The following is a 23,126-nucleotide window of genomic DNA, read 5'->3' as shown; positions in this document are numbered from 1 at the left end:
CTCATCAGCGGGAATCGTGCGGAGCGTGAAGCGATGGCGGGGATCGACCCGGATGGCCAAATTTTCGTCGGCAAAGGCGAAAAGGCCGAATATCTCACTTTGAAACTGGCCAATCGTCACGGCCTCGTCACTGGCGCCACCGGCACCGGCAAGACCGTGAGCCTGCAGATTCTGGCCGAAGGATTTTCCAACGCCGGCGTGCCGGTCTTCGCCGCCGACATCAAAGGCGACCTATCCGGTATCGCCGAGGCCGGCGAAGCCAAGGAAGCGTTCGTCACCCGCGCCAAGTCCATGGGCTTCGACTACCAGCCTGACCGCTTTCCCGTGGTTTTCTGGGATCTCTTCGGCGAACAGGGCCATCCGATCCGCGCAACGATTTCCGAAATGGGCCCGCTGCTGCTCGCCCGCCTGCTCGACCTGAATGACGTGCAGGAAGGCGTGCTGAACATCGTCTTCCGTATCGCCGACGAACAGGGCCTGCTGCTGCTCGACCTCAAGGATCTGCGCGCGGTGTTGTCGCTGGTCGCCGACAACGCAGCCGAACTGACGACGCAATACGGCAACGTGTCGAAAGCGACCGTGGGCACCATTCAGCGCCAGCTTCTTGTCCTCGAAAATCAGGGCGGCACCAAGTTCTTCAGCGAGCCGGCGCTGCAGCTCGCCGATTTCATGAAGACCGATCGCGACGGCCGCGGCTACGTCAATATCCTCGCCGCCGACAAACTGATGGAAAGCCCGCGGCTTTACGCGACCTTCCTGCTGTGGCTGCTGTCCGAACTGTTCGAGCAACTGCCCGAAGTCGGCGATCCCGACAAACCGAAGCTCGTCTTCTTCTTCGATGAGGCCCATCTGCTGTTCACCGACGCGCCGAAGGCGCTGCTCGACAAGATCGAACAGGTCGTCCGACTGGTCCGTTCCAAGGGCATCGGCGTTTATTTCGTCACCCAGAATCCGCTCGACGTGCCGGATAAGGTCCTGGCGCAAATGGGAAACCGGGTGCAGCACGCGCTGCGCGCCTTCACGCCGCGCGATCAGAAGGCGGTGAGAGCGGCGGCCGAAACCTTCCGGCCGAATCCGAAGCTCGACACCGCAAAAGTAATCATGGAGCTCGGCAAGGGCGAAGCCTTGGTATCGTTCCTCGAAGGCAATGGCGTGCCATCCCTTGTCGAGCGCGCGATGATCCGGCCCCCATCGGCGCGTCTCGGCGTCATCACGCCGGACGAGCGTAAGACCATCATTCAGGCGAGCCCTATCAAGGGCAAGTACGACAACGCGGTCGATTCCGATTCCGCTTACGAAATGCTGCAGGCGCGAGCCAAGGGACAGGCGGCGCCGGCGCCCAATCAGGGACAGGGCCTGCCCCAAGCTCCCGGTCAGCCGCAGGAAGCGCCAACCGGTGGCGGCCTCCTCGGCGGTCTTGGTGGCCTGATCGGCGGCATTTTCGGCACCAACCGGCCACGCGGTCAGAAACTGTCGACGACCCAATATGTGGCCCGCGAAGTGACCCGTTCGATCACCAACCGCGTCGCCGGTCAGATCGCGGCGGATCTCGGAAAATCACTCGGCGGCCGGACGGGCTCGACGATCGGTCGTGCCATCGTACGCGGCACCCTGGGCGGGATGCTGCGGAGATAATCTCATCCGGGTCGCGAGCACGTCCCGCGAACCCGGAATTCAGAGACACATAATTCGATCTGGATTCCGGGCTCACGCGCCACATCGCGTCGAAAGCGCGCGTTTAGCGCTCTTGCGCGTGTCCCGAATGACGGCGGGTTACGACTCCGCTTCGCACTTCTTCATGAAGGATGCCTTGGCCGCGCCGGCGAGCGGCTTGCCATCCTTGCTGACCGCCTTTGGCGTGCAGGTGTCTTCCTTGCACTTCTTGACGAAGCTCGTCTTCGCGGCACCGGCGAGCGGCTTGCCGTCCTTGCTGACGGCTTTCAACTCACAGGCGGATTCGGCGAAGGCCGAGCCGGCAGCGAAGGTCGCGATCAGGGCAGCGAGCATCAAGCGCTTCATGGTTCTCTCCCTTTGTCCGGCACACCCGGATAACGTTCAGCCTGGCTCCGCAAAGCTGAACCGGCCGTGAATTGCCTCGGGCTTTGTAGTTCACCTGTCACCTGGCTTTGATGGCGTCGCGAATTTCCGCAAGCAGCTTCACTTCTTCGGACGGCGCCTGCGGTGGTGGCGGCGGCGGCTGGTCGCGCCTGAGCTTGTTGATGGCCCGGATGGCCATGAAGAGGACCCACGCGACGATGAGGAAATTGATGGTTACGGTCAGGAACTGACCCCAGCCGAGCACCGCTCCTTGTTTCTTGGCATCGGCATAAGCCAGACCGGCTTGAACCTTTGACGACAGCGGAATGTAGTGGTTGGAGAAATCCAGCCCGCCCGTGATCGCGCCGATGATCGGGTTGATGATGTCGGCGACCAGCGACGACACGATCGAGCCGAAGGCGGCGCCGATGATGACGCCGACTGCCAGATCGACGACGTTGCCGCGCAACGCGAATTTTTTGAATTCGTCAAACATCGCCCGCATTCCCTGTGACAATGACCGATAGCGCCGTAACCAGGCGATGTTCGGTGGGTTTCTTGGCTCTGACAATGTGTCTAGGCGAGACTCATGGCAGTTTGGTAGTTCGGTACCATGGCTGTTGAAAACTGTGGCGAAATGTGTGGCATTTGCGGTGCTCCCCCTACGGACGCCGGGCGGAGCGCCTATCTATCGGGTCGAAATGCAACGCAGGTCTGATTTGCTGCATTGCACAAGATGAGCCATAGTGCGCGCGATTCACGGGCCGCCCGGGGCGAATTCATGAGCAAAAACAACAGCGAAACTTGGAACACCAAATACGGCAAGCGCCGCGTGCGCGACGAGAAGCCGACATTGGCCGAGGCCATTGAGGCCGCGCGGGGTTTCATCGATGATGTCGACCAGCAGGCCGAATTCGCCGCCGCGCTCATGGGGTTGCCCGTCGAACAGGTGCGAGCCGAGATCATGAAAATGGCGCCGCAGCGCAAGGAACCGCAGAAGTCCGTGGTATTCACCGGTTCGGCGACCGCGCCGCGCACGATCGTCGTCGAGCGCAAGCCAACCCGCCGCGTCATTCCCGCCGGGGCGCGGGCCGCTCTCCTCAACCACTAAATCAGCCGCCGCTTGATCCCAGGCTGTCGTGCCGCCGTATAAGCGGCACATGACGACGCTTGTCTGGTTCCGCCAGGATTTGCGGCTGCGCGACAACCCCGCCCTTGTGGCGGCGGCTGCGCGCGGCCCTGTCGTGCCGATCTTCATTCTCGACGACACTGATAAGACCTGGGGACCCGGCGCGGCCAGCCGCTGGTGGCTGCATCACAGCCTCGGCGCATTGCGCCAAGAGCTGGGCACCCTGTCCTTCTATCGCGGCGATCCGAAGAAGCTGCTGCCAAAGCTGGCCGCGGAAGCGAAGGTGTCGGCGGTCTATTGGAACCGCTGCTACGACGCGCATGCCGTAGCCCGCGATACGGCCATCAAGAATCGCCTGAAGAAGGACGGCATCGAGGCGCAAAGCTTCAACGCCGCCCTGCTCCACGAGCCGTGGGAGATCAAGACCGGTGGCGGCGGACCGTACAAGGTGTTCACGCCCTACTGGCGTGCGGCGCAGGCGCGTGAGTTTGCCGCTCCGGTGGCCAAACCGAAGGCGATCGACGCGCACCGCCTCGGCTCGAGCGAAAAGCTGGAGGACTGGGATCTCACGCCGACCAAGCCTGACTGGGCCAAGGGCTTCGACCAGTACTGGACGCCTGGCGAGCAAGGCGCTCTCGAACGCATCGAGAATTTTCTCGGCGGCGATCTTGTGTCCTATGGCGAGATGCGCGACCGGCCGGACAAGCCGTCCACGTCGCGGCTGTCGCCGCACCTGCATTTTGGCGAAATATCGCCGCGGCAGATCTACGCGCGGCTGCAATCGGATCTCGACAGCAAGGCGACGCAATCCGGCGCTACGAAATTCTTGAGCGAAGTCGGCTGGCGCGAATTCGCCCATCATGTGCTCTACCACTTCCCGACATTTCCGGACGAGAACTGGCGCGATGCTTTCGATGCCTATCCCTGGCTTGACAGCAAGAAGGACTTGAAGGCGTGGCAGCGCGGCCTCACCGGCTATCCGGTGGTCGACGCAGGCATGCGCGAACTCTGGCACACCGGCTTCATGCACAACCGCGTGCGCATGATCACGGCGAGCTTCTTGATCAAGCATTTGCGGCTTGACTGGCGGCTTGGCGAGAGTTGGTTCTGGGACACCCTCGTCGATGCCGATCTCGCCAACAACGCCTTCGGCTGGCAGTGGGTCGCCGGCTCCGGCGCCGATGCATCGCCCTATTTCCGCATCTTCAACCCGATGACGCAGGGCGAGAAGTTCGATCCTAACGGCGATTACGTGCGGCGCTGGTGCCCGGAGCTTTCAAAGCTGCCGGACAAATTTATCCACGCGCCGTTCAAGGCGGATGCGGATGTTTTGAAGGAAGCCGGCATCGCGCTCGGCAAAGATTATCCTAAGCCCATCGTCGATCACGACGAAGCGCGCAAGGCCGCGCTGGAGGGCTATAAGAAGGTGCGCAAGTCCGTCAAAACGTCAGGCTAGCGCCACATCCACGATCCGCATCTGCACGCGTTCGGCGCCCTGCCAGCGATCGACGGTGAGATAACCAGCGACGTGCATCGCGCGGCCGCGATTATCGATGAGCGCCTTGCCGAGCGGCGTGCCGACGCAGCGGAAACAGATGGCGTTGACGAACTGGCCATCCCCGGAACGCAAGCGCGCGCGGATGTGGTTCTCGCCGACCGGATCGACATAGGCCAAAGTATGCGACGGCAGCGCCAGGACGGGCTCCGGATTGCCGGCGCCGTATGGCCCGGCTTTCGCCAGCAGCGCGCACAATTCGGTATTGACCGCGCCGGCGCTGACCGCGCCGTCGATCTTGAGCGCGGTCTCGCGCCGCGCCGCCTCGACAGCAGCGGACAGTGTCTCTTCCATGAAGGCGCGGAACGGCCCGAGCCCGTCCTTGCGCACGGTGATGCCCGCGGCCATGGCGTGGCCGCCGCCCTTCACCAGCAGCCCCTGATGCACGGCTTCGCGCACGGCGCGGCCGAGATCGACGCCGGGAATCGAGCGGCCCGAGCCGGTGCCGGTGCCGCCGGGCTCCAGCGAAATGGCAAAGGACGGCCGGCCGAAGCGCTCCTTCAGCCGCGCCGCAACGAGACCGACGACGCCCGGATGCCAGCCGGCCTGCGCGGTGACGACGACCGCGCCCTTCTCTTCCAGCCCGAGCGCGGCCAGTGCCTCGGCTTCGGCCTGCTCGACGGCGGCAACCTCGATGGCGCGGCGTTCGTGGTTGAGGCGGTCGAGCTCGACCGCGATGCGCGCGGCCTCGGTCGAATCGTCTTCCAGCATCAGCCGTGCGCCGAGATCGGCGCGGCCGATGCGACCGCCGGCATTGATACGCGGACCGAGCATGAAGCCCAGGTGAAATGCTTCCGGTGGACCGCTGAGGCGCGAGGCGTCCATCAGCGCAGTGAGCCCAATCTGCTCGCGGCGCCGCATCGCGATAAGGCCCTTGGCAACGAAGGCGCGGTTGAGCCCCTTGAGCGGCACCACATCGGCCACCGTGCCGAGCGCAACGAGATCCAGCATCGACAGCAGATCCGGCGCCTTGCGGGCGTCGAAGTATCCGCGTCGCCGCAGCTCGCGGGTCAGCGCCACCAGCGTCATGAACACGATGCCGCAGGCCGCGAGATAGCCGAGCCCGGAAATATCGTCGGCGCGGTTGGCGTTGACCACCGCCACCGCCGGCGGCAGCACTTCGTCGGCGAGATGATGATCGAGCACGATGGATTGCAGACCGAGCGTCGCGGCCTCCGCCAGCACGACATGGCTGGTGGTGCCGCAATCGACCGTCACCAGGAGCGTGGCACCACGCTCGGCGAAGGAGCGGATGGCGTCGGCATTCGGGCCGTAGCCTTCGAAGATGCGGTCGGGAATGTGGACGATAGGATCGAGACCGCAACTGCGCATGAAGCGCGCCAGCAGCGCCGACGAGGTCGCGCCATCGACATCGTAATCGCCGAAGATGGCGACCTTCTCGTTGCGCTGAATGGCATCGGCCAGCCGCGCCGCCGCCGCGTCCATGCCGGCGAGCACCGACGGATCCGGCATCAGGTTCTTCACGGTCGGATCGAGATAAGCCCCGACCTCATCGACTTCGACGCCGCGCCCGGCCAGCACGCGGGCCAAAAGCTCCGGCGTGCCGAAGCGCTGCGTCATCGTGGTCGCACGCGCGAGGCCGCGGTCGTCAAGCCGGTCGCGCCACGCCCGCCCGGTCGCGGATTTCTCCACGCCGAGGAAATAGCGGTCGCGTTCGTCGAAGGTGGCGGCAGGCAGGGCCATGCCGGGAATATAGGCGCTTTGGCGGGTGGCTGCACGGCGGCAGCAATGGCCTGTGTATAGCCACCAAGTCATTCCGGGGTGGCGACCTACGGTCGCGGCCCGGAATGACAGCTCAGGGCTTACGCCTCAATCCAAATGAAACTTCCCGAGTTGGCGGTGTTCGCCGATGACGCGGCGGACGGTGCCGGTGGTCGAGCGCATGACCACGGTCTCGGTCTCGATCACGTCCTTGCCGAAGGTGACGCCCTTGAGCATCGCGCCGGTGGTGACGCCGGTGGCGGCGAACAGGCAATCGCCCTTCACCATGTCCTCGATCTCGTACTTTTTCTTGGCGTCCTTGATGCCCATCTTCTTGATGCGCTCCTGCAGCGCCTCGGTGTCGATGACCAGGCGGGTCTGCATCTGGCCGCCGATGCAGCGCAGCGCCGCCGCCGACAGCACGCCTTCCGGCGCCCCGCCCGAACCGAGATAGATGTCGATGCCGGTCTTCGCTTCGGCGCAATGGATGACGCCGGCGACGTCGCCGTCCGAGATCAGCGACACCGCCGCGCCTAGCTTGCGGATCGCCGCGATCTTGTCGGCATGGCGCGGCCGATCGAGCAGGATGGCCGTGATCTCCGAGGGCTTCACGCCCTTGGCCTTGGCGAGGCTGATGATGTTATCTTCTGTCGAGGCATCGAGATCGACCGTGCCCTTGGGATAGCCCGGGCCGATGGCGATCTTGTCCATATAGCAGTCCGGTGCGTGCAGCAGCGTGCCGCCGTCCGCCATCGCGATGGTGGCGATCGAGCCCGGCATGTTCTTGGCGCACAGCACGGTGCCTTCGAGCGGATCGACGGCGATATCGACCTTAGGACCGTTTTTGTTGCCGACTTTCTCACCGATGAACAGCATCGGCGCTTCGTCGATCTCGCCCTCGCCGATCACGACCGTCCCGTCGATGGGCAGCTTGTTGAGCTCGCGGCGCATGGCATCGACCGCGGCCTGATCGGAGGCCTTGTCGAGCCCGCGGCCGCGCAGCCGCGCAGCGGACACCGCGGCGCGTTCGGTGACGCGCACGATCTCCAGCGTCAGAATGCGCTCCAGCAGCAGTTCGGGCTGAATGGTAATCGAAGCCATCGGATGGTCCCCTCGTAACTGACTAATTCTTCTCGATGCGAATGACTTGCGGCCGGCCGGAAATCACCCGATCGCGCCCCACCGCGGCGAGCGCCTTGCGCACCGCGTCCTCACTGGTGGCGTAGGTGATCAGGATAACCGGCACGGAGCCGCTTTTCGACTTCGGCGCAACCTCGCCCTTGGGATGACGTTGCACGATGGATTCCAGCGAAATGTCCTGCTCAGCCAGCCGCTTGGCGATAGTCGCGGCGGTGCCGGGCTTGTCGCGAGCTTCGAGGCGGATGTAATAACCGCCCTCGTGGCGCTGCATCGGCGCTTTCTTCACGACCGCGAGCTTGGCCGTCGGCCGGCCGAACGGCGCGGTCTTGGCGCCGCGCGCGATGTCGGCAATATCGGACAGGACTGCTGACGCAGTTGCCGCGCCGCCGGCGCCTGGACCGACCAAGGTGATCGGATTGATGCCTTCGGCGTCGATAGTGACGGCGTTGGTGACACCCATCACCTGCGCGATCGAGGAGTCCTTGCGCACCATGGTCGGATGCACGCGCTGCTCGATGCCCTTCGCCGTGCGCACGGCAACACCCAGCAGTTTGATGCGGTAGCCGAGTTCGTCGGCGGCGGCGAGATCGGCCGGCGCGATCGAGGAAATACCCTCGACGTAGATGGCATTCTCATCGACCTTGCTGCCGAAAGCGAGACTGGCGAGCAGCGCCAGCTTTTGCGCGGTGTCGAAGCCTTCGACGTCGAAGGTGGGATCGGCCTCGGCATAGCCCAGCCGCTGAGCGTCGGCGAGACAATCGGCGTAAGACAGCCCCTCCTGCTCCATCCGCGTCAGGATGTAATTGCAGGTGCCATTGAGGATGCCGTAGATGCGGTTGATGGCGTTGCCGGCAAGCCCTTCGCGCAAGGTCTTGATCACCGGAATGGCGGCGGCGACCGCGGCTTCATAATTCAGCGAGACGTTGGACTTCTCGGCCAGTTGCGCAAGCTTGAAGCCGTGCTTGGCCAGCAGCGCCTTGTTCGCCGTCACCACCGACTTGCCGGAGGCGAGCGCGTATTCGACCGCGGTCTTGGCCGGATCGCCCGATCCGCCCATCAGTTCGACGAACACGTCAATGCCGTCATAGCCGGCAAGTTCGACCGGATCGGAGAACCACTTCATCTTCTTCAGATCGATGCCGCGGTTCTTGGTGCGCGAACGCGCCGACACCGCGACCACCTCGATGGCGCGGCCACAGCGCGCCGCCAGCGTGCCGCGTTGGGCCGCGATCTGGGCGATCAGGGCGGCGCCAACCGTGCCGAGCCCGGCGACGCCAACTCTCAATGGTTGGACCATGGGATTAACGCCGCGTCGCCAGCGGTACGACGTTATGGAGCTGCGTCGGCGCCGTCTCGAGGAAACGTTTGATGTTGCGCGCAGCCTGGCGGATGCGCTGCTCGTTCTCGACGAGCGCAATACGCACGAAGCCTTCGCCGCGCTCGCCGAAGCCGGTGCCAGGTGACACCGCGACCTCGGCTTTTTCGACGAGGAGCTTGGAGAATTCCACCGAGCCCATCTCGCGGAAAGGCTCCGGGATCGGCGACCAGGCGAACATCGATGCACTGGGAGCCGGCACATTCCAGCCAGCGCGCGAGAAACTGTCGATCATTACGTCGCGACGCTTGGTGTAGATGTCGCGCATCTCGCGAACGCACTCGTCCGGACCGTTGAGCGCCGCTGCGGCAGCGACCTGGATGGGCGTGAAGGCGCCATAGTCGAGATAGGATTTAACGCGGCCGAGCGCCGCGATCAGCCGGTCGTTGCCGACGGCAAAGCCCATGCGCCAGCCGGCCATCGAGAACGTCTTCGACATGGACGTGAACTCGACGGTGACGTCGATCGCGCCCGGTACCTGCAGTACCGACGGCGGCGGCTCGCCGTCGAAGAACACTTCGGCGTAAGCCAGATCCGACAGGATGAAGATTTCGTGCTTCTTCGCAAAGGCAACGAGGTCCTTGTAGAAGTCGAGGCTTGCGACGAATGCCGTCGGGTTCGACGGATAGCAGACGACGATCGCGATCGGCTTCGGAATCGAGTGGCGGATGGCGCGCTCGACATGGGCGAAGAAATCCGGCGTCGGCTCTGACGGCACCGAGCGGATGACGCCGCCCGCCATCAGAAAACCGAAGGCATGGATCGGATAGCTCGGATCGGGAACGAGAATGACGTCGCCCGGCGCGGTAATGGCCTGCGCCATGTTGGCGAAGCCCTCCTTCGAGCCGAGCGTGGCGATGACCTGGGTATCGGCATTGAGCTTCACGCCGAAGCGGCGTTCATAATACGCCGCTTGCGCCTTACGCAGGCCGGGAATACCGCGCGACGCCGAATAGCGGTCGGTCCGCGGCTTGCCCAGGGTTTCCTTGAGCTTGTCGATGACATGCTGCGGTGCGGGCAGATCGGGGTTGCCCATGCCGAGGTCGATAATGTCTGCACCGGCGTTCCGGGCCTTGGCCTTGGCGCGGTTCACCTCTTCGAACACGTACGGCGGCAGACGGCGGATGCGGTAGAATTCTTCCATCGTTTCGGACCTTGGCTGGAGCCTTAAGCCGCCCTCTCCGGCTGGCTTTGCTAACCCCGGCTGGCTTTTATCATGGGTTCGTTTTTGCGCCAGAGGCCTGTCCGGCTTTCGGGGCGGCAGGCTTCTTTTTTACCGGCGCCGGGGCGGGCGTCGGAACGTCCGGCGGCGGCAGGGTCGGATCGGCCGACAACTTCTCGTGTTCGTCGCGCAGCTTCTGCAGGTCCTTCTGCATATTCAACTGCTGCTGGTCGTCCAGCGGCGCATCCGGCCTGGCGGCCGGCTTACCGTAGACGTTGGGGTAGCTGTAGGACTGAGTGGGCGGCTTTGGCGCGCCATCCGGCAGACCGCCGAGCGCGTGCGGCAGAGCGTCACCCATCCCGCCTTGGGCACAGCCCGACAGCGCCAGTTGCGCCGCGATCGGCAAAACAGCGGCCAGCGCCAAGCTCGTGATCCGCCGATGTCTCAACCAGTCCCTCATCGCGTCTTCGAGTCGCCAGTTCCAGCCGGAATAGTTCGGCTCCCTGCGGTCCGAAAAATCGGTGCAGACTCAATGAATTATAGCATATTTGCGCTATCCGGCTAATATGGCGGCAGCAAGGTGCTTCGCGCGCTGCCATTATGCGAATAATTGGCGCAGAATTGCCGCAAAAGGCGCCTTGCGATGGCCAAGACTCCGGGCCAAGTCTGGTTCGGGGACACGACAACAATGACGATGGAAACGTCCAAGGAAACGACGACCGGCGAAGCCCGGGGGGCCACCCCACAGGGCGAACTGAAGCTCGTCGCCTCCAATGCGACGCCGAAGTCCGCAGGTCCCGCCGCCAAAGCGGGGGCGCCGTCCCCGGCGATCGAGCCGCCGGCCTTTGGCAGCGTCGATGTCGAAGCCTTCTCACGCAACCTCGCCCGCGTCATTGAGAACGGCGGCAAGGCACTCGCCGCCTACATGAAGCCGCGCGAGGAAGGCAAAGTTCGCGACGAATTCACCGAGAATGTCGCCGACATCGTCAAGACCGTCGCCAAGGTCCTGGAATTCTGGCTGTCGGACCCGCAGCGCTCGCTGGAACTGCAAACCAGCGTCGGCCGGTCGTACCTCGACCTGTGGGCGAGCGCGATGCGCCGCCTGTCCGGCGAAGAGTTCAAGCCCGTTGTCAGCCCCGATCCGAAGGACAAACGGTTCGCCGATCCGGAGTGGTCGCAGAACCAGTTCTACGACTTCGTCAAACAGCTTTATCTGCTCACGGTGCAGTGGAGCGAGAAGTTGGTCCAGGGCGCCGAAGGCATCGACGATCACACCCGCCAGAAAGCCGAGTTCTATATCCGGCAGTTCGCCAATGCGATCTCACCGTCCAACTTCGTGTTGACCAATCCGGAGTTGCTGCGCGAGACGATGACGTCGAATGCCGAGAATCTCGCGCGCGGCATGGCCATGCTGAGCGAGGACATCGAGGCCGGCGAAGGCAATCTCAGGATCCGTCAGACCGACCCGGCGACTTTTGCCGTCGGCAAGAACCTGGCGCTGACGCCCGGCAAGGTCATCTACCAGAATGACCTCATGCAGCTCGTCCAGTACGAATCGACAACCGACGAGGTGTTCAAGGTCCCGCTGCTGATCGTGCCGCCGTGGATCAACAAGTTCTACATCCTCGACCTCACGCCGGAGAAGTCCTTCATCAAGTGGTGTGTCGACCGCGGCTTTACCGTCTTCGTGATCTCCTGGGTCAACCCCAACGCCGCCTTGGCCCGCAAGAGCTTCGAAGAATACATGAAGGAAGGCCCGCTCACCGCGCTCGACATCGTTGAGCAGGCGACCGGCGAGAAGAAGGTCCACACCATCGGCTATTGCGTCGGCGGCACCCTGCTCGCGGTGACGCTGGCCTATCTCGCCGCGAACAAGAAAAACCCGGTCGTCTCGGCCACCATGTTCGCCGCACAGGTCGATTTCACCTATGCCGGCGACCTGAAGATCTTCGTCGATGAAGAGCGCATCAAGCAGCTCGAAGCTCGCATGCAGGAAACGGGGTATCTCGAAGCCTCGCGCATGGCCAACACCTTCAACATGCTGCGCTCGAACGACCTGGTCTGGCCCTATGTTGTGAATAACTACTTGCGCGGCAAGAAGCCCTACCCCTTCGACCTACTGTATTGGAATTCCGACGCCACGCGCATGCCGGCGGCGAACCACTCCTTCTATCTGCGCAATTGCTATCTCAATAACCGGCTGACCAAAGGCGAGATGGAGGTGGCCGGCACCAAACTGAAGCTGAGCAAGGTGAAGGTGCCGATCTACAATCTCGCCACGCGCGAGGATCATATCGCGCCCGCCAAGTCAGTGATGTATGGCTCGCAGTTCTTCGGCGGACCGGTTCGCTATGTGTTGGCCGGCTCGGGCCACATCGCCGGCGTGATCAATCCGCCGGGGCCGAAGATCAAGTACCAGTACTGGACCGGCGACTCGCCGAAAGGCGACGACGTCGAAAACTGGCTGGAGACGGCAACCGAGCATCCCGGCTCGTGGTGGCCGGATTGGCTCGACTGGATCAAGAGCCTCGACGACGAAAGAGTACCAGCCCGCGTCATCGGCGGCGGCAAGCTGACGCCGGTCGAGGACGCGCCCGGCTCTTACGTCAAGATGCGAAGCTGACGGCCGGCCGCACTTCGATCGATCGCCTCAATTACGCGCGAACAGTTCGCCGCCTTGCCTTGGTCCGCTTGACGGAATGCTTCTCCGGCAGATGTTTCCTGGGCGGTCCGGACCGAAGTCGCCGCGTCACGTATTCGCGAAGTTCGTGGGCAACGACGCGGATCGGCGCCGCGTTTTTCATCTCGGTGTGAACCAACAGCCAAACACCTTGTCTGACCGGTGGTTCATTCCGCGCCACGAGAGCGAGTTGGTCGTCATCCGCCGCCATGAAATCCGGCAACATGGCAACGCCGCCACCGATCCGGGCCGCAGCCAGTTGAATGTCCACCGTACTGACACGAAGTGCGAATGGCCGGCCGGCCATATATTGCAGCAGCGCGGCCTGGTGCTCCGCCGCCTCCATATCCTTATCGTAGCCAATGAACTTCCAATCGTCCGGTTGCCCGGCCGCGAGATAGGCCGGGCTCGCATAAAGCCGGAACGCAATCTCACCTAGCTTGATGACGGTCAGATCCCCTTCGCCTGGCCGGCTTAACCGCACAGCGATATCGGCCTCGCGGCGATCGAGCGAGGCACGCCGCGTTTCACCGACGATGTGAATGCGCAGCTCGGGATGCCGCGTGCCGAGCGCGACCATGGGCTGCACCAGCATCACAGCCGCCAAAGCCGGCGGCGCGCTGATGGTGACGGTTCCCGCCAATTCGGCGCGCGCGCCAACGGCGGCGCGGTCGATGGTCTCCGTCGCACGTTGCATCCGCTCGACCAGAGGCGCCATCTGTTGGCCGGCAACGGTCAAAGCCAGCCTGCGTCCCCGGCGATCGACAAGCTTCAGCTTCAGGTCGGCCTCCAGCGCCGCAACCCGGCGGGCAACGGTCGCATGCTCGACCCGCAGCAGACGCGCCGCCGCCGACCAACTGCCGCATTGAGCCAGAGCCGCGAAATGCCGCAAATCTTCCCAGTCGACCATTGTGCGAATTCTCCCATGCATTGGGATAATTATATGGATTTTCACACAGATTGGCAGGTGTCATCTTCGGCCTGTTCGACAACGGAGAATGACCATGGATTTGATGATCCGGATGACCGGCCCGGGCGGGGCCGACCGCCTTGAAGCGGTACCCTGCGCGCCGCGGCATCCCAATGAAGGCGAGATTCGTATCCGGCATGACGCTATCGGCGTCAATTTCATCGATATCTATTTTCGCAGCGGTCTCTACCCGCTTCCCGCCTATCCAGCCGTTCTCGGCGTCGAGGGTGCAGGGATTGTCGAGGCCGTCGGCAGCGGCGTCGCCGGTTTAACGGTTGGTGACCGCATCGCTTATGCCGGCGCCCCAATCGGCGCCTATGCGACGACGCGCCTGCTGCCGCAGGCCCGCGCGCTTCGGCTGCCCGACGGGATTTCGACACACCTGGCCGCCGCCAGCATGTTGCGGGGACTGACGGCTCACATGCTGCTCAAGCACATTTATCGCGTCGGCCCTAACACCACCCTGCTCGTCCACGCGGCGGCGGGCGGCCTTGGCGCGATGCTGGTTCGCTGGGCCAAACATCTTGGCGCGACCGTGATTGGCACTGCTAGTTCGCCAGAAAAGGCGAAGATGGCAATCGCGCACGGTGCAGATCACGTCATTGTTGGCCGAGATGCCGATATCGAGAAGGAAATCCGGGCACGGACCAACGGCGCTGGCGTGAACTATGCCATCGACGGCATTGGAGGTGACATGCTGCAACGGACGCTCGCCTGCGTGCGGCCATTTGGCGTTGTCGCGAGTATCGGTCAGGCGGCAGGTTCGATCCCGCCTTTGTCCGTCGAAGCACTTGGTCCGCGGCGCTCGATTTCGCTGGCACGGCCCAGCGTCATGGCCTATTCGGCCGATCCGGTGCTCTACAAAGTCGCCGCCGCAGATCTATTTGCCGTCATGGCCCGCGGCATCGTCCCTGAGATCGGTGCGGAATATCCGCTTTCTCAAGCCGCTCAAGCTGAGGCCGATCTGGAATCCGGCCGCACCACCGGCAGCCTGTTGTTGATACCGGACTAAGGAAAACAAGCTGACGCGAAATGCGAAGCGTGTCCTACGACGCCAGCTTGATCGGGACCTTCAGGTAATGCACGCCGTCGACTTCGGCCGGTGGAAATTTGCCGGCACGGATGTTGACCTGGATCGACGGCAACAGCAGCAACGGCGCCGCAAGCTTGGCGTCGCGGGCTTCGCGCATGGCGACGAACTCGTCTTCTGACACGCCGTCATGAACGTGCACGTTGCGGGCGCGCTCCTCGCCTACGGTGGTCTCCCAGGCATAATCGTCGCGGCCCGGCGCCTTGTAATCATGGCACATGAACAGCCGGGTTTCCGGAGGCAACGACAGCACACGCTTGATCGAGCGGTAGAGATCGCGCGCATCGCCACCGGGGAAGTCGGCGCGCGCCGTGCCGTAATCCGGCATGAACATGGTGTCCCCGACAAAGACGGCATCACCGATCCGGTAGGAGACGCAAGCCGGGGTATGGCCCGGTGTGTGCATCACTTCGGCTTCGATAGTGCCGATCTTGAAGCGCTCGCCGTCCTTGAACAGGTGATCGAATTCGGAGCCGTCGCCGGAGACGTCGATGGCGTTGAACACCGGCCGGAAGATCCTCTGCACGTCGCGGATGTGTTCGCCGATGGCAACGTTGGCCCCCGTCTTCAATTTGATATACGGCGCGCCGGACAGATGATCGGCATGAGCATGGGTTTCCAATACCGTGCCAATCTTCACACCAAGTTCGTTGGCGCGCGCGAGCACCGCGTCGGCCGATGCTGTGGAACAGTCGCCGGTGCGAAAATCGTAATCGAGTACCGGGTCAATCACCGCACCTTCGCCCGTGTCACCGTCCCACACCAGATAGCTCACGGTATTGGTCGGTTCGTCGAAAAACGCCTGGATCTGCGGCTTCTTGGAATGTGCAGTTTCTGACATCGCCCCGCTCCTTCATCTTCACCCGACGAAACCCTGTCCGGACTTGACGGATATATTCGGCATACCTAATTTAGCAATACCTAATATAAAGGTTCCCGATGCGGTCATCGTCAGTCGCCAAGACCCTGCCAGCCGATAAGAGCATGAACCAGCTTGAACGCAAGGCCGCCGAGGCGGCTTCGCTGCTGAAGCTTCTCGCCAACGAAAACCGGCTGCTGATTCTCTGTCGTCTCGCTTCCGTCGGCGAAGCCTCGGTCGGCGCGCTGACCGAAGCCGTCGAACTCAGTCAGTCGGCGCTGTCACAGCATCTCGCCAAGATGCGCGACGACGGCCTCGTCGCCACGCGGCGCGACGGCCAGACCATCTACTACCGCATCGTCGACGAACACGCCGGACGTCTGCTCGCGCTGCTCAAGGACATCTACTGCCCCTAGGCGGACTGATAACACGCCCTTCCCTCTCCACAGGACAAGAACAATGAAAACCATTTCGCCCGAGCGCGCCGCCGAACTCGTCAAGGCTGGCGCCACGCTGATCGATATCCGCGAGACCAACGAGTACGCCGGCGAGAACATTCCGGCGCGCGCCATCACGCCTTGTCGCAGATCGGACCGGATTCGGTGCTGCGCGCCGGCGATACGGTGCTGATCTATCACTGCAAGTCGGGCGGGCGCACCGCGATGAACGCCGGACGCCTCGCCTCAGCCGCAGGCCAATGCGACGTCTACGTAATGAGTGGCGGCATCGAAGGCTGGAAGCGCGCCGGTTTCGCCACCTCGGCAACGCCGGCGCGCGAGCCCGGAACCAAAAGCGGCCAGGACGGCTTGCTGAAGCGGCTCACCTCGATGTTCCGCGCGTAGGCCGCGCGGCTAGTCCGGAGCGGCCATGTTGCAGCACGTCCTCGCCATTGCGTCCGGCAGCCTCGTCGGCTTCACGCTCGGCCTGATCGGCGGCGGCGGCTCAATCCTCGCCGTCCCGCTGCTCGTCTACGTGGTCGGGGTGTCATCGCCTCATGTCGCGATCGGCACCAGCGCCATCGCGGTCGCGGCGAGCGCCGCCGCCAATCTCGCCGGCCACGCCCGCGCCCGCACCGTCAAGTGGGGCTGCGCCCTTGTCTTCGCGGTTTCCGGTATGGCTGGCGCCGCGATCGGCGCGCAGGTCGGCAAGATGGTCGATGGCGCGCGCCTGCTGTCGCTGTTCGGCGCGCTGATGGTCGTCGTCGGCGTGTTGATGCTGCGGCCGCGCAAAAGCGCCGGCGACCCGGACGTTAAACTAACCGCCGAAACGCGCGCGACGCTGCTGCCCTGGCTGATCGGCGGCGGCGTCGTCGTCGGCGCGCTCTCGGGATTCTTCGGCATTGGCGGCGGCTTTCTTATCGTTCCGGGACTGATCGGCGCTACCGCGATGCCGCTCATCAACGCCATCGGCTCTTCCCTGGTCTCGGTTACCGCTTTCGGGGCCACCACCGCGGCGAGCTACGCGTGGTCCGGCCTGGTCGATTGGCCGCTCGCCTTTCTGTTCATTGCCGGCGGCGCGCTGGGCGGGTTCGCCGGAACCCGCCTCGCCCGCCATCTCGCCGGCCACAAGCACGCGCTGACGCGGGTGTTCTCCGGCATCGTCATCGTCGTCGGACTCTATGTCATTGCCCGCTCGGTGACGGGCTGACCTGGCGCGGCTGCGTCCGGCGCAGCCTCGGCACGATCATGCCGACACGCTCCCGATAGCGGCGATATTCATCGCCGAACATCGCGATGAGATCGCGTTCTTCCAGTGCAATGCCGACGAAGATGTAGGCCGTGGTCGCGGCGGCGAACAGAAGATGTCCGACTGTCATGTGCGGCGTCACCCAGAACGCAACGATGAAGCCGACATAGATCGGATGCCGCACCAGTCGGTAGTAGAGCGGCGTGCGGAACGTCGCTTGCGGCATTGGCTTGCGCGTCAGGCTGGCGAACACCTGATGCAGGCCGACCAGCTCCAGATGATTGAGCAGGAATGTGCTCGACAGCGCCACGAACCAGCCAAAGGCCGCCAGCGCGTACAACGCCCCTGCGAGAGTCGGATCGCTCACCTGCCAGACCACGGCCGGCAACGGACGCCACTGCCACATCAGGAACGCCAATGCCAGTGTCGCCGCCAGCACATAGGTCGAACGCTCGATCGCCGGTGAAATAAATCGTGTCCACCATGCCTTGAATCCGCGCCGCGCCATGACGCTATGCTGAACTGCAAACAGCGATACCAAGGCGATGTCGATGACGATCGCCGCCAACGGTGATCCCTGCTCGCCGCTGTCGATGGTCTTCGGCACGCCAACGCCCGCGATGAAGGCGATCGCATAGTTGAAGGTGGCGAAGAACAACAGATAGGCGGCGACGCCATAGAGGAATGCCAAAAGATGCCTCATAGCCTCACTCCTTGAATTTGGAATTGATGTGGGATCAGCGGGTCTGGGCCGATGCCGCGGTGGCGACGCGCGCCGGATCGGGCGACCCGAGAGTGATGACAGCCACGAGCAGCACCGCGGCTGCGGAGGCGGCCAGCAGAAGCGCCGGACCCGCGCCGCGCATGATGTCGATCGATGCCTTAAGCCGCAGGATGCCCGCAACGCTACGGTAGTGATCGAAGTCTATGGTGTCGTCGGTACGGCTCCGCATTTCGTTCTGCATGGTCGCCCCTTTTCAGCATGAGTTGTTCTCCGGGAGAGGCATGCGCTATCCCCGTCCCGCGTGCTTTGGGGCCGGCTTGATTTTCCCTTGAGAAGAACTTGGTTTCGCTCGGCCCGGACGCGGGGTAGAATCGCCGCCATGCCGTATTTGTTTGAAAATCACCGTTTGGACCCCGACCGGCGCGAACTTTTCGCGCGCGGCGAGCCGGTGTCGCTCGAACCGCAGGTTTTCGACCTGCTGGTCTATCTGATCCGCAATCGCAGTCGCGTCGTCAGCAAGGACGACCTGATCGCCGCCGTCTGGGATGGCCGCATCGTTTCCGATTCGACGCTCGACAGCCGCATCAATGCGGCTCGCAAGGCGCTCGGGGATAACGGCCAGCGGCAGCAGTTCATCCGCACCGTTATCCGCAAAGGCTTCCGCTTTGTGATGCCGGTTGAGGAAACCGCCGTGCCGCCCGACTTCGTTTCGGAGCGGGCCGCCCCATCACCGAAACAGGAAATTTCGTTTTGCCGCAGTACTGACGGGGTCAGCATTGCCTGCGCCACGGTCGGCGCCGGGCCGCCACTGCTCAAAGCGGCCAACTGGCTGACACACGTCGAACATGACTGGGACAGCCCGGCCTGGAAGCCGTTTCTACATTGGCTCGCCGAACGGCACCGCCTGATCCGCTACGACGGTCGCGGCACCGGGCTTTCGGACCGCGACGTTAGCGACATTTCATTCGAGGCCTTCAGACAGGATTTCGATGCTGTCGTGAACGCCGCGAATATCGAGCGTTTCGCCGTACTGGGGATCTCGCAGGCCGCCGCCGTCGCGATCGACTATGCCGCCCGCCACCCGGAACGCGTCTCGAAGCTGGTGCTGCTCGGCGCCTATGCCCAGGGGCGCAAACGGCGCGGCTCCGAGAGCGAAGCTGAAAAGGCCGAGACGTTCCTGTCGATGTTGCGGCAGGGCTGGGGTGACGAGAACTCCGCTTTCATGCGCGCTTTCGCCTCAATGTTCATCCCGAGCGGTTCGCCCGAGCAGATCAAATGGGTCGCCGATCTGCAGCGCGTCACCACGAGCGCCGAAAACGCCCTCCGCATCCGCAATGCCTGCGACGACATCGACGTGGTGGCACTGCTGCCGAAGGTGCGCGTACCGACCCTGGTTCTGCACTGCCGCCACGATGGTGTGGTACCGCTGGAGCAAGGACGCCTGATCGCGTCAACCATCCCCGACGCGCGCTTCGTGACGCTCGAGAGCGACAACCACGTGCTGCTGGCGGGCGAACCGGCCTGGCCGCGCTTCCTCGCCGAGCTGGAATCCTTCCTGCGCGAGTAGCACGACCGGACAAGCCGCTTGGCGGCGCCCCGATCATGCGCGGCTTATCCACCTGTCACGGAAGCCTCGATGGCCGCGGCGCGGCCGATGGGCTAGGCTCCGCGCCGCCGGCTAGTGCCGGAGTCGGACACGGAGGCTGCGATGTCGCGCGAACTGATGTGGCTTACCTTCACAGTCATCCTGACCGGGGTGCTGTGGATCCCCTATATTCTCGACCGCGTCATGGTGCGCGGCCTGTGGGGCGCGCTCGCCAATCCGTCGCGCGACGACAAGCCGCAAACCCCGTGGGCTCAGCGGCTTTATTTCGCCCACACCAATGCGGTCGATAACCTTGTCGTGTTCGCTCCGCTGGTGCTGATCCTCGACAATATCGGCTATTCGTCGCGCGGCACGGTGATCGCCTGCGCCGTTTATTTCTGGGCTCGGCTGGCGCATGCCATCGTCTACGCGCTCGGCGTGCCGGTGCTGCGTACGCTCGCCTTCTGCGTCGGCTTCATCGCGCAGGCGGCCCTGGTGCTTGCGATCTTCGGCAAGCTCTGACGCTTCAATGCAGCGACGCGGCACGCGCGACGATGGCGCGCGCGTCGGCAGCGGGCGGCAGCGTACCGAAGGCACCGACGGCACCCGTTAAGCGCGACGCACAGAAGGCATCGGCGACATACGCCGGTGCATGCCTGATCAGCAGCGCTGCCTGCAATGCCAGCACCAGATCGCGCGTGAGCGCGCGCGCTTGGGCCTCATCATTGCGCTCGGCGCCGCCAAGGCGCTTCTCCAGTGACGCCACGAAATTCTCGAGGCGCGGATCGCCCGCGCCGGCGAGTTCGGCGCGCAGAATTTCGCTCGCATGCGCGGTTCGTCCAAGTGCCCGCAGCACGTCCAGGCACATGACATTGCCGGAGCCCTCCCAGATCGAGTTGACCGGCGCCTCGCGATAGAGCCGCGGCATCACGCTTTCCTCGATGTAGCCGGAGCCGCCGAGCACCTCCATGGCCTCAAGCGTGACGAACGGCGTGCGCTTGCAGATCCAGAACTTGGCCGCCGGCGTGATGACGCGGCGGAACACGGTCGCGACCTCGTCATCCTCATCATAGGCGCGCGCCAGGCGGAAGGTCAGCGTCGTCGCCGCCTCGCATTCGAGCGCCAGATCAGCAAGCACGTTGGTCATCAGCGGCTGGTCGATCAGCTTCTTCTGAAACACGGTGCGATGGCGAGCATGATGCACCGCCTGCGCCACCGCCGCGCGCATCAACGACGATGAGCCGATCGCGCAATCGAGCCGGGTGTGATTGCCCATCTCGATGATCGTCGGGATGCCACGTCCCTCCTCACCGATCAGCTGCGCAAAGGCGCCGACGAATTCGACTTCGCTCGAGGCGTTGGAGCGGTTGCCGAGTTTGTCCTTGAGGCGGATGATGTGGGTGGCGTTGCGCTCGCCGTCCGGCATGAAACGCGGCAGCAGGAAGCAGCTCAGACCCTTCTCAGTCTGAGCCAGCACCAGGAAAGCGTCGCACATCGGCGCCGACATGAACCATTTGTGGCCGAACAGCCTGTACGAGCCATCGCCCGCCGCCTCCGCGCGCGTCGTGTTGGTGCGCAGGTCCGAGCCGCCCTGGTTCTCCGTCATGCCCATGCCGAGCAGAGCCGCGGATTTCTCTTTCGCAGGGATGAAGCGTTTGTCGTACTCGCGGCCATAAATTTTCGGCAGCCAGTCGACGGCGACGCCGGGAGAATGGCGCAAGGTCGGTACCGCGCCATAGGTCATGGCCACCGGGCAATAGACCCCGCTCTCGATCTGGTTGAGCATGTAAGTGCCCGCCGCCCGGGCAACATGGGCGCCCGGCTGCGGGTGCGCCCACGGGCTCGAATGCAGCCCGGCGCGCAGCGCGATCGCCATCAGTTCGTGCCAGGCCGGATGGAATTCGACCTCGTCGAGCCGATGGCCGTAGCGGTCGAGGGTCTTGAGCTGCGGTGTGAACTTGTTGGCGTCGAAGCCGAGTTTCACGGTCTCCGGCTTGCCGAGCGTGGCGCCGAGCGCGTTGAGCCCGCTTTCGGCCCATTCGGCCTGCTCGCGCCGCACCGCCTCGCGGAGAACAGCGTCGCTGGCGAAGAGATTATACGGCTCGAGCGGCGGCGGCTGGTTTGCGACCTCGAACATGGTCGGGCCTCCCGGCAAGGACGCCCGACCCTATTCGATGTGGCGATTCAGGGAAATAGCGCGACCTGATCGATGCCCATGGTTTCCGGGTAGCCCATGATCAGGTTCATGTTCTGGATCGCCTGACCCGAAGCGCCCTTCACCAGGTTGTCGAGCGCCGAGATGATGATCGCCCGGCCCTCGATGCGGTCGCCGACAACGCCGATCATGGTCATGTTCGAGCCGCGCACATGCCGCGTATGCGGCGTTTCGCCGAACGGCAGAACGTGGACGAACGGCTCCTTGGCGTAGAACTTCGACAGGATCTCGTGCAGGTCCTGCGCCGTGCGGCCCCGCCGCCCGCGCACATAGATGGTCGAGAGGATGCCGCGGTTCTGCGGCAGCAGATGCGGCGTGAAGCTCACCGTCACCGGCCGACCCGCCGCCGCCGAGAACTCCTGGTCGAGCTCGGCCATGTGCCGATGCTTACCGACCCCATAGGCGTTGAAGCCTTCCGACACTTCCGAGAACAGCATCGCCTCTTTGGCCGAGCGGCCGGCGCCGGTCATGCCCGACTTGGCGTCGATGACGATCTCGTCGAGATCGATGGCCTTGGCCTTGATCAGTGGCGTCAGCGGCAACTGGGCGCATGAAGTGTAGCAGCCGGGGTTGGCGACCAGCCGCGCCTTGCGGATGTCCCGCCGGTGGATTTCGACCAGGCCGTAGACCGCTTCCTTCTGCAGTTCCGGCGCATGATGCTCGTGGCCATACCAGGTGGCGTAAGCCGCGGTGTCCGACAGACGGAAGTCGGCCGACAGATCGACCACCTTGGTGTCGGGCGCGGCGTTGAGCAGCTCCTTGAGCACCTTCTGCGTCGTGGCATGCGGCAGCGCGCAGAACACGACGTCGAGCGCCAGCTTCTTCCAGTCGAGACCTTCGATGGCGACCAGGGTCGGCAACTCATAGGGCGAGAACTGCGGGAATACCTCGCGCATCGGCTTGCCGGCGGAGCGTTCAGCGGTCAGCAGCACGATCTCAGCGCGCGGGTGACGCAACAGCATCCGCACGAGTTCTGAACCGGTATACCCTGAGGCGCCGAGAACGCCGATCTTTGCCTTTGTCGCCATGGTCTTAAGCCTTTGTCTTCATGCCCCGCCTGAACGGCGGAAGAATGCGGATGCTCCTGACAGGAAGCGGTTTCAATGGTCGGAAGGCAAGCGGTCTGGAAGGACTTGGTGCCGCGGGCCAATCCGGCGGCACGGGACAGATTTACACGCCAAAGCGCGCCCGTGCCGT

The 23,126-nt window shown here is 63.9% G+C and carries 24 protein-coding genes; 11 read left to right on the top strand and 13 right to left on the bottom strand.

Going from position 1 to position 23,126, the window contains the following annotated elements; genetic code table 11:
• The first annotated feature begins 33 nt into the window (after positions 1–33).
• Positions 34–1,635 carry a helicase HerA-like domain-containing protein gene (locus ASD45_RS07765; RefSeq protein WP_056910961.1) on the top strand — a complete coding sequence of 534 codons (1,602 nt, stop codon included), beginning with the start codon at positions 34–36 and terminating at the stop codon, positions 1,633–1,635.
• A 138-nt stretch (positions 1,636–1,773) separates the two neighbouring features.
• Here ASD45_RS07765 and ASD45_RS07760 read toward each other — a convergent pair whose 3' ends face one another.
• Both ASD45_RS07760 and mscL read right to left on the bottom strand, forming a co-directional pair.
• Complete coding sequence (locus tag ASD45_RS07760; protein ID WP_056910960.1) at positions 1,774–2,019, bottom strand: hypothetical protein; 246 nt, start codon at positions 2,017–2,019, stop codon at positions 1,774–1,776.
• Positions 2,020–2,116: 97 nt separating this feature from the next.
• Complete coding sequence (gene mscL / locus ASD45_RS07755; protein ID WP_056910959.1) at positions 2,117–2,533, bottom strand: large conductance mechanosensitive channel protein MscL; 417 nt, start codon at positions 2,531–2,533, stop codon at positions 2,117–2,119.
• A gap of 285 nt (positions 2,534–2,818) precedes the next feature.
• Between mscL and ASD45_RS07750 the strand changes: the two genes are divergently transcribed.
• A complete protein-coding gene (locus ASD45_RS07750; protein ID WP_056910958.1) occupies positions 2,819–3,148 on the top strand; it encodes a hypothetical protein in 330 nt (109 codons plus the stop codon).
• Between the two features lie 49 nt (positions 3,149–3,197).
• On the top strand, positions 3,198–4,622 hold the full coding sequence (locus ASD45_RS07745; protein WP_056910957.1) for a deoxyribodipyrimidine photo-lyase: 1,425 nt from the start codon (positions 3,198–3,200) through the stop codon (positions 4,620–4,622).
• On the opposite strand, the gene recJ is transcribed toward ASD45_RS07745, so the two are convergent.
• From recJ to ASD45_RS07720, 5 genes are all read right to left on the bottom strand, one after another.
• Positions 4,614–6,425 (bottom strand): single-stranded-DNA-specific exonuclease RecJ, encoded by a 1,812-nt coding sequence (recJ, locus tag ASD45_RS07740; RefSeq protein ID WP_056910956.1) that lies wholly within the window; start codon positions 6,423–6,425, stop codon positions 4,614–4,616. The genes ASD45_RS07745 and recJ overlap by 9 nt on opposite strands.
• A gap of 126 nt (positions 6,426–6,551) precedes the next feature.
• Positions 6,552–7,544 (bottom strand): class II fructose-bisphosphatase, encoded by a 993-nt coding sequence (gene glpX, locus ASD45_RS07735; RefSeq protein ID WP_056910955.1) that lies wholly within the window; start codon positions 7,542–7,544, stop codon positions 6,552–6,554.
• A 22-nt stretch (positions 7,545–7,566) separates the two neighbouring features.
• The gene (locus ASD45_RS07730; protein ID WP_056910954.1) at positions 7,567–8,880 is read right to left on the bottom strand and encodes a homoserine dehydrogenase; all 1,314 of its coding nucleotides are present in this window, start codon (positions 8,878–8,880) and stop codon (positions 7,567–7,569) included.
• 4 nt (positions 8,881–8,884) lie between these two features.
• On the bottom strand, positions 8,885–10,102 hold the full coding sequence (locus ASD45_RS07725; RefSeq protein WP_056910953.1) for an LL-diaminopimelate aminotransferase: 1,218 nt from the start codon (positions 10,100–10,102) through the stop codon (positions 8,885–8,887).
• A gap of 70 nt (positions 10,103–10,172) precedes the next feature.
• Positions 10,173–10,544: a hypothetical protein gene (locus ASD45_RS07720; RefSeq protein ID WP_056910952.1), complete on the bottom strand. Its 372-nt coding sequence runs from the start codon at positions 10,542–10,544 to the stop codon at positions 10,173–10,175.
• Positions 10,545–10,814: 270 nt separating this feature from the next.
• On the opposite strand from ASD45_RS07720, the gene phaC reads away from it, so the two are divergent.
• Positions 10,815–12,743, top strand: a complete 1,929-nt coding sequence (gene phaC / locus ASD45_RS07715) for a class I poly(R)-hydroxyalkanoic acid synthase (RefSeq protein ID WP_082540710.1) — start codon at positions 10,815–10,817, stop codon at positions 12,741–12,743.
• Positions 12,744–12,774: 31 nt separating this feature from the next.
• Here phaC and ASD45_RS07710 read toward each other — a convergent pair whose 3' ends face one another.
• Positions 12,775–13,710: a LysR family transcriptional regulator gene (locus tag ASD45_RS07710; protein WP_082540709.1), complete on the bottom strand. Its 936-nt coding sequence runs from the start codon at positions 13,708–13,710 to the stop codon at positions 12,775–12,777.
• Between the two features lie 94 nt (positions 13,711–13,804).
• On the opposite strand from ASD45_RS07710, the gene ASD45_RS07705 reads away from it, so the two are divergent.
• The gene (locus ASD45_RS07705) at positions 13,805–14,782 is read left to right on the top strand and encodes a quinone oxidoreductase (protein WP_056910951.1); all 978 of its coding nucleotides are present in this window, start codon (positions 13,805–13,807) and stop codon (positions 14,780–14,782) included.
• A gap of 34 nt (positions 14,783–14,816) precedes the next feature.
• Here ASD45_RS07705 and ASD45_RS07700 read toward each other — a convergent pair whose 3' ends face one another.
• On the bottom strand, positions 14,817–15,701 hold the full coding sequence (locus tag ASD45_RS07700) for an MBL fold metallo-hydrolase (protein WP_056910950.1): 885 nt from the start codon (positions 15,699–15,701) through the stop codon (positions 14,817–14,819).
• A 143-nt stretch (positions 15,702–15,844) separates the two neighbouring features.
• Here ASD45_RS07700 and ASD45_RS07695 point away from each other — a divergent pair, with 143 nt between their 5' ends.
• Genes ASD45_RS07695 through ASD45_RS07685 form a run of 4 tightly spaced genes read left to right on the top strand, consistent with a single transcriptional unit; the run spans position 15,845 to position 17,366 of the window.
• A complete protein-coding gene (locus ASD45_RS07695) occupies positions 15,845–16,135 on the top strand; it encodes a metalloregulator ArsR/SmtB family transcription factor (RefSeq protein WP_244485241.1) in 291 nt (96 codons plus the stop codon).
• A 43-nt stretch (positions 16,136–16,178) separates the two neighbouring features.
• On the top strand, positions 16,179–16,349 hold the full coding sequence (locus ASD45_RS23680; protein WP_162249395.1) for a hypothetical protein: 171 nt from the start codon (positions 16,179–16,181) through the stop codon (positions 16,347–16,349).
• Entirely contained in the window at positions 16,322–16,561 is a 240-nt protein-coding gene (locus ASD45_RS07690; protein WP_056910948.1) for a rhodanese-like domain-containing protein, read from the top strand. The genes ASD45_RS23680 and ASD45_RS07690 overlap by 28 nt, the downstream gene beginning before the upstream one ends.
• Before the next feature lie 25 nt (positions 16,562–16,586).
• A complete protein-coding gene (locus tag ASD45_RS07685; protein ID WP_056910947.1) occupies positions 16,587–17,366 on the top strand; it encodes a sulfite exporter TauE/SafE family protein in 780 nt (259 codons plus the stop codon).
• On the opposite strand, the gene mddA is transcribed toward ASD45_RS07685, so the two are convergent.
• Together mddA and ASD45_RS07675 are read right to left on the bottom strand one after the other, a co-directional pair.
• Complete coding sequence (gene mddA / locus ASD45_RS07680) at positions 17,341–18,108, bottom strand: methanethiol S-methyltransferase (RefSeq protein WP_056910946.1); 768 nt, start codon at positions 18,106–18,108, stop codon at positions 17,341–17,343. The genes ASD45_RS07685 and mddA overlap by 26 nt on opposite strands.
• Before the next feature lie 34 nt (positions 18,109–18,142).
• Entirely contained in the window at positions 18,143–18,370 is a 228-nt protein-coding gene (locus ASD45_RS07675; protein WP_056910945.1) for a hypothetical protein, read from the bottom strand.
• Positions 18,371–18,508: 138 nt separating this feature from the next.
• Here ASD45_RS07675 and ASD45_RS07670 point away from each other — a divergent pair, with 138 nt between their 5' ends.
• Positions 18,509–19,696 carry an alpha/beta fold hydrolase gene (locus ASD45_RS07670; protein WP_056910944.1) on the top strand — a complete coding sequence of 396 codons (1,188 nt, stop codon included), beginning with the start codon at positions 18,509–18,511 and terminating at the stop codon, positions 19,694–19,696.
• Positions 19,697–19,837: 141 nt separating this feature from the next.
• Positions 19,838–20,236, top strand: coding sequence for an MAPEG family protein (locus ASD45_RS07665; RefSeq protein WP_056910943.1), 399 nt, complete (start codon positions 19,838–19,840; stop codon positions 20,234–20,236).
• A 4-nt stretch (positions 20,237–20,240) separates the two neighbouring features.
• Here the strand turns inward: ASD45_RS07665 and ASD45_RS07660 are convergent, their stop codons facing one another.
• The gene (locus ASD45_RS07660; protein ID WP_082540707.1) at positions 20,241–21,851 is read right to left on the bottom strand and encodes an isovaleryl-CoA dehydrogenase; all 1,611 of its coding nucleotides are present in this window, start codon (positions 21,849–21,851) and stop codon (positions 20,241–20,243) included.
• 47 nt (positions 21,852–21,898) lie between these two features.
• Positions 21,899–22,957, bottom strand: coding sequence for an N-acetyl-gamma-glutamyl-phosphate reductase (argC, locus tag ASD45_RS07655; RefSeq protein ID WP_056910941.1), 1,059 nt, complete (start codon positions 22,955–22,957; stop codon positions 21,899–21,901).
• Positions 22,958–23,126: the final 169 nt, after the last annotated feature.

Origin of the sequence: Pseudolabrys sp. Root1462 (genome assembly GCF_001426945.1) — a bacterium.
Lineage (GTDB): Bacteria > Pseudomonadota > Alphaproteobacteria > Rhizobiales > Xanthobacteraceae > Pseudolabrys.
Note: the sequence above shows the minus strand (reverse complement) of the source record. Positions and strands in the feature narration are given on the sequence as shown.